This is a genomic window from Streptomyces sp. NPDC055078 (genome assembly GCF_053607985.1).
The window spans coordinates 1-6,161 of the sequence record NZ_JBSGUP010000497.1; the positions used below are offsets into that span (position 1 = coordinate 1).

Below are 6,161 nucleotides of genomic sequence, written 5' to 3' on the forward strand. Positions count from 1 at the left end.
CCCGAGCTGGTCCCGTACGGCTCGGCCGCCAAGAAGGCCCTGGAACTCACCTTCCGCGAGGCCCTGCGCCTCGGCCACAACTACATCGGCACCGAGCACATCCTGCTGGCCCTGCTGGAGCTGGAGAACGGCGAGGGCGTCCTCAGCGGCCTGGGCCTGGACAAGACGCGCACCGAGGAGTACGTCGCTGCGGCCTGCGCCTGCCCGCAGGCACAGGCCGGGCCGGACCGGCCGGACCGGGCGGACCAAGCGGAGCGGGCGGACCGGGAAGCGTTCCGCGTACGACGAGAACACGGTGTCCAGTTCGCCGCCGCTACGCCGCGGGCCCGCGAAGCCCGTTGGCGGCGCTCAGAAGCCCGGCGGGCGGCGGAATCCGCCGATCACCTCGGCAAGGCACCGCACGAACTGGACGGCGGTGCGGTCGTGCAGATAGGGCGCGATCACCTGGATACCGACCGGAAGCCCGTCCCGGGTCGTCCCGACAGGTGCCACCGCCGCGGGCAGATGGTTGACCGCCGACGGCGCCATCCAGGTGAGCATGTCGCGATACGGCCGGTCGGCGCCGTCGACCTGCAGTGTCCGGACCGACCAGGTGGGATCGGGCTGCTGGTCGTGGGGGAAGGCGGCCGTGGGGGTCACCGGGCAGAGGAGCACATCGACGTCGCGGAAGAACTCGGACCAGCGGCGCCGGGAGTGCTGCCGGCGTTCGTCGAGCGCGTGCCACTCACGGAAGCTGACCGTCAGGTCCGACGCGAACCCGCCCTCGGTCCCTTCAGCGGCGGCGAATTCCACCAGCCCGGCATACGACTCGTCCGACTCGACCAGCCCGCTCTGCGCCATCAGCAGCGGCTCATAGAGGGCCATCGTTTCTTCGAGCCCGACCGGTCCCTTGCCCTCGACCACGACGGCGCCCTCGGCGCGTACCGCTTCCAGCGTCGCCTGCATGATCGCGGCCAGCTCGCTGTCGACGGGACAGAACGGGTCTTCGAGCCATGCCGCGACCCGAAAGCCCCGCAGAGTGGTCGCCCTGGCGGCGGGCAGCTCCAGCCGCCAAGCCGGGGCGCGGTCGTGGTCCGCTCCTGCGAGGATGTCGAGACCCAGATCGAGGTCGTCGGCGTGCCTGCCGAGCGGGCCGAGCACCGCCATATCGAAATCCGCCAGCGTCCCAGGAGCATGTCCCGAGACGCTCCCGTACCTCGGCACGATCCCGAACGACGTGCGCAGCCCGTACACGCCGCAGAAGTGGGCAGGCACCCGAATCGAGCCCGCCGAGTCGCCGCCGAGTTCCAGGCCGGTCAGCCCAGCGGCGAGCGCCGCGGCGGACCCGCCGGACGAACCGCCAGGTCCGCGGGTCGGGTCCCACGGATTGTTCGTGGTCCCGTAGACCTCGTTGTAGGTCTGCCAGTCCCGGGCGTCCGGCGGCATGTTGGACTTGCCGAACACGATCGCTCCCTCGTTCCTGAGGCGCGCGACCGACTCGGCGTCGCTCGTGGAGACATGCTCCCCCCAGCGAGCCGAACCCCCGGTGGTCCGCATGCCCGCAACTTCGAGACTGTCCTTGATCGTCACAGGGACGCCGTGCAGGCGGCCGAGCGGTTCGCCGCGCGAGACCGTGCGGTCGGCCTCCAGCGCTGCGGCCCTCGCACCCTCCTCGTCCCGGGCGACAATGGCGTTCACCTTCGGATCGAGTTGCTCCACCCGGGCGAGGTAGTGGTCGAGCAATTCGACACTCGATACCTCCTTTGCCGCGACGGCGGCAGCAAGCTGGCCTGCGGAGCGAAATGCCAGATCGGTCATGCGAACCTCCCGTAAAGCTCGACCCGCGGCGATCACATCTCTGTGGGCGACACAAAACCCCAGTTCAGGGCGGGTCTAACTCGACTTTAGCGGACGTGGGGGACCATGTCGGGGTGTGGCTTTTCTCACTTTCCGCCACAGCTTCGCCCGGCACGCCGGGGGATCGAGGCCGCAGCGACCGGAGGCCGACGGGCTCGGGAATGTTCACGAGAAATAGGTTCTGGCACACATTCCGCTTTCCGTGAAAGGGACTCGCTGGGTGAGGGGTTGGAGGATCTCGCTCTCCGCGCGCCGAGCACTTCGACCGGTCGCCCGTCGCGTCAGACCGCAAGGAGCCTTCCTTCGGCCTTGTCGGCTGGCCGCCGACAGCTGGGCGCTGGCCGCTGACAGCCGGGCGCTGGCCGCTGGGCGTTCTATGCCGCACAGAATCAAGCCAGTTCAACGCCGCTGACGAGAGCGCGCCACACGCGGCACCATGGTGTCGCTGATCTTCTCCGCCGGCGACTGCGCGGTGGACGCCCGGCTACTCCGCCGGAACCGCCTTTGCCGCGCGCGCCAAGACCCAGGCATGGCGGTGGAATCTCGCTGGTGGGCCCTGATCCCGTGTCGCGGCAGGCTCGGGATCGTCGTAGGTGCCCAGTGGGCTGGTGGGGTCCCCGGGCAGATGGCCACGCAGATGGGAGAGTTGGTCCTCCGCCGCGCGATGGAGTGCCCGCAGGGCGTTCCACCGCGGTCTGTCCCGGTTGCCTCCGCGGTCGAGCCGGTCCAGGAGTCCGCGGATACCGTGGGTGATCACCTCGGACGGTACGGACCCCCCGCATGCGTGCCGTGCCCGGGGTTTCGGGTGTCGATCCGGGAGCTGAGCCACTGCCCGCGCTCCCCGGAGCCGATCCGCTCGGCCGACACTCCTGGTCTGCCGGCAGTAGCCCGGCCGGCCGCGGTCCCCGGCGCTGCTTGGCGGACGTGCCGGACGGTTTCCCACTCAGGGCCCCCGGTAGGCCCGTCCTGACACTTCCCTTGACACGCAGAAGCGCTTCACCAAAACTGACACCACCACGCGGCAGAAGCGCTTCTGCGCGCTTCCTGAGGAGGCTGATATGTACGCATGGCCCACCATCGATATCGACGGACTGCGGTCCGACCGGCGGGGACGTCTGACCGCTTTCATGCGCGAGAACGGACTTTCTCATCTCATTCTGACCGGGTTCGACCATATTCGCTACGCATCCGACTTCCGCTCGCTGGTCATCTCGGAGGGCTACGACTGGTTCGCGGCCGTCGTCGACGCGGAGGGCGAGGTGGAACTCTTCGTGCCCTGGGTCGACGAGGACATCAAACAGCCCGAAGCCGAGCTGCCCTGGATCCGCGCCGTGCACCCCGCCCCCTCCTGGGCCCCGGCCGTGACACACCCCGACATCTGGACCCAGCAGATGCGCCAGGCGCTCACCGGTGCCCGCAAGGTGGGGTTCGAGCTGGTCAACCCGGAGGTGCTGGACCGGCTGCGGGCCGCGATGCCCGAAACGGACTTCACTCCGGTGGGAACCCGGCTCTACGAACTGCGGATCGAGAAGACACCGGACGAGATCACCCTCCTCGACGCCGCGAGCAAGGTGAACGCTCGCGCGGCGGAGGCCGCGTTCGCGCGGGCGGGCGCCGGCGTGGTCGACTTCGACGTGCTGGCCGCGGCCATGAGTTCGGCCCAGTCCGATGGCGCGGAGTACCTCTCCCACTCGCTGTGCAACCACCGCCGGGGCAGTGGGACCTGGTTCGGGCAGGGCACCACCCTGCGCGAGGGCGACACCTTCTTCTTCGACATCGGTGTGTACGGCCGAGGGGGCTACGCCTCGGACGTCGCCCGGACCGGATTCGTCGGCGAACCGCCCCGCGCGGTGGCCGAGGCGTACCGCAAGCTGATCACGGCCCATCACATCGGTGAGGAGAAGGCCAAGCCGGGCGTCCGCGCTTCCGAGATCGACGCCGCCGTCAACGCCTATCTGGCGAGCGAGGGCCTGCCCCGCACGCCGTACGCCATGGGGCACGGGGTGGGGCTGCGCGCGTGCGAGCTGCCCACGATCTACCGCACGAACCGCGTCGACCGGGACTTCGTGCTGCGGGAGAACAGCGTCATCGCCCTGGAGCCGGAGACCGGCGTCCAGGTGGGCGACCAGTTCGTACTCCTCAAGATCGAGGACAACTACCACGTGCAGAGCGACGGCGTGCGGCGTCTGTCGGACGCCGGATACGCGCTGGGGCTGTCGTAATGCAGGCGCCGGACGCGCGGCGGGGGTCGCGTGGGTCACCGGCCCGGCGCACACCCCGGCCCGCGGATCCGGGCTCGAACCCGGCACGGCTCGACTCGGCCCCGCCACGGCTCGACTCGGCCCCGGCACGACTCGACGCGAACCCGGCACGGCTCGGCTCGGACCCGCCACGGCTCGACGCGGTGGTGCGCGGGCATCCGGAAGCCGAACCGGCCGTGTTTCCTGTGCTGTTCCTGAACGGCGACGACCTGTACGCCTCCCGCGCACCGGCGCTGGACCACCGGCTGCGGGTGAAAGACCTGTACGGCAAGGCTCCGCGGACAGCCACCCGCTGACCGCCGCGAGAGGGAAGCAAGCCCATGAGCCGCATATCATCTCAACCACCCCAGGCAAGACCAGAGCCCTCCGCGGACGAGCGGGAGCTGGCCACGCTGGGTTACCAGCAGGAACTGAAGCGGGAGTTGGGCTTCTGGACCAACTTCGCGTTCGGATTCGCCTTCGTCTCCCCCGTGGTGGGCCTCTACGCGATCGCCGGGTCCGGCATGTTCGCCAGCGGCCCCGCCTGGGTGTGGGCGCTGCTGATCGCCCTCGGGGGCCAGATCCTGGTGGCCCTGGTGTTCGCCGAACTGGCCTCCCAGTACCCGATCAGCGGCGGCATCTACCAGTGGAGCAGGCGCCTGATCGGCCCCCGCTACGGCTGGTTCGCCGGCTGGATCCATATCTGGACGCAGATCATCGCCTTCACCTCGGTGAGCTATCTCGGGGGCTTCTGGATGGCCGAACTCTTCGGCCGCCACCCCGGGCCCACCGAACAGCTCCTGTGGGGATTCGGGGTCCTCGCCCTGGTCACCACCATCAACCTGCTGGGCCAGAACCCCCTCAAGTACTCGGTCCACGTCGGCATCGCCGCCGAACTGATCGCCAGCGTGGCCATCGGGCTGCTGCTGCTCCTGTTCTTCGCCGAGAACGACTGGTCCGTCTTCTTCCAGAACCTGGGCGCCGAGGACAACTGGGGCGGATCGGCCGGTACGGGCTTCCTCGCCGCGGTCGCCGTCGCCGGATGGGCCTTCGTCGGCTTCGACGCCTGCTCCGCCGTGTCGGAGGAGGTACGCGACCCCAAACGGCACGTCCCGCGCGCCCTCATCATGGCCATCATCGTGGTCGGACTGGTCGTCGTCATCAACGCCGCCGCCATCGTCCGCTCCGAACGGAACGCCGCGGGGCTCGTCGATGTGCTCACCGTCGATCCGCTGACCCCACTGGTGACGGACTCCTTCGGCTCCTGGGTCAGCAAGCCCTTCCAGGCCGTGGTGCTGGCCTCCTTCCTGGCCTGCGCCATCGCCATCCAGACCACCGCGACGCGGATCATCTTCTCGCTCAGCCGCGACCGTACGCTGCCCCTGTCCCGGCGGCTGCGGAAGGTGGCGCCGAACCAGGTACCCGCCGCCGCCGTCCTCGCCACCGCGCTGCTCGGCACCGGCATCCTGTGCGTCGGGCTGAACGGCTCCGCGGTCAGCACCCTGATCGCCTTCACCTCCGGCGGCTTCTACGCGTCCTTCTGTCTCGTCATCGCCGCAGCCCTGTACGCACGACTGCGGGGCCGGTGGGACCCCGGCCACGGCGCCTTCCGCCTCGGCCGGTGGGGGCTGCCCATCAATATCGCCGCGGCGGCCTGGGTGCTGTTCGAGGTGATCAACATCGCCTGGCCCCGGCCCCAGTTGCTGGCCCCGGGCGCCCCCTGGTACCTGGACTGGGCCGTGCCGCTGATCGGCGTCTTCCTCGCCGCGACAGGGGTGCTCTATCTGCTGTGGCGCCGGCCCGGAGCGCTGCCCACGGAGTCGGCGGACGCGAGGGCGGAGACGGAGCCGGCCGGAGCGGGGGCGGAATCGGCGACGGAAGCGGGCGGGACGTCCACCGGATCTCCGGCCCGGACCACCGCCCCCGGACGGACGCCACCGCGGCCCGAGGGGGCGGACCGCCCCGCCCGGGTGCCCGGCAGCGATACCACCACCTGAGCGGCACCCGTAGCGGCCGAGCACTGAATCCGTCCGAACGCGCTGCCCCGCCGGCTTGAGTTCTCCGGTTCACCGCCGACCCCAAGAC

At 70.2% G+C, this 6,161-nt stretch carries 5 protein-coding genes and 1 pseudogene; 4 read left to right on the top strand and 2 right to left on the bottom strand.

The window, feature by feature from the left end:
• Positions 1-195 (top strand): annotated as a pseudogene (locus ACWF94_RS30290) (Clp protease N-terminal domain-containing protein); the annotation flags it as partial.
• A 153-nt stretch (positions 196-348) separates the two neighbouring features.
• Here the strand turns inward: ACWF94_RS30290 and ACWF94_RS30295 are convergent.
• Both ACWF94_RS30295 and ACWF94_RS30300 read right to left on the bottom strand, forming a co-directional pair.
• Positions 349-1,797: an amidase gene (locus tag ACWF94_RS30295; protein ID WP_453495525.1), complete on the bottom strand. Its 1,449-nt coding sequence runs from the start codon at positions 1,795-1,797 to the stop codon at positions 349-351.
• 523 nt (positions 1,798-2,320) lie between these two features.
• On the bottom strand, positions 2,321-2,593 hold the full coding sequence (locus tag ACWF94_RS30300) for a hypothetical protein (protein WP_453495528.1): 273 nt from the start codon (positions 2,591-2,593) through the stop codon (positions 2,321-2,323).
• Positions 2,594-2,894: 301 nt separating this feature from the next.
• Here ACWF94_RS30300 and ACWF94_RS30305 point away from each other — a divergent pair, with 301 nt between their 5' ends.
• The 3 genes from ACWF94_RS30305 to ACWF94_RS30315 are packed head-to-tail and all read left to right on the top strand — an operon-like array spanning position 2,895 to position 6,073.
• Positions 2,895-4,058, top strand: coding sequence for a M24 family metallopeptidase (locus ACWF94_RS30305; protein WP_453495531.1), 1,164 nt, complete (start codon positions 2,895-2,897; stop codon positions 4,056-4,058).
• Complete coding sequence (locus ACWF94_RS30310) at positions 4,058-4,393, top strand: hypothetical protein (RefSeq protein WP_453495534.1); 336 nt, start codon at positions 4,058-4,060, stop codon at positions 4,391-4,393. Before ACWF94_RS30305 ends, ACWF94_RS30310 begins: the two co-directional genes overlap by 1 nt.
• 24 nt (positions 4,394-4,417) lie before the next feature.
• The gene (locus tag ACWF94_RS30315) at positions 4,418-6,073 is read left to right on the top strand and encodes an amino acid permease (RefSeq protein WP_453495537.1); all 1,656 of its coding nucleotides are present in this window, start codon (positions 4,418-4,420) and stop codon (positions 6,071-6,073) included.
• Positions 6,074-6,161: the final 88 nt, after the last annotated feature.

Coding starts and splice junctions, on each gene's coding strand:
- ACWF94_RS30295 (WP_453495525.1), bottom strand. CDS start 1,797: ATGACCGATCTGGCATTTCGCTCCGCAGGCCAGCTTGCTGCCGCCGTC.
- ACWF94_RS30305 (WP_453495531.1), top strand. CDS start 2,895: ATGTACGCATGGCCCACCATCGATATCGACGGACTGCGGTCCGACCGG.
- ACWF94_RS30310 (WP_453495534.1), top strand. CDS start 4,058: ATGCAGGCGCCGGACGCGCGGCGGGGGTCGCGTGGGTCACCGGCCCGG.
- ACWF94_RS30315 (WP_453495537.1), top strand. CDS start 4,418: ATGAGCCGCATATCATCTCAACCACCCCAGGCAAGACCAGAGCCCTCC.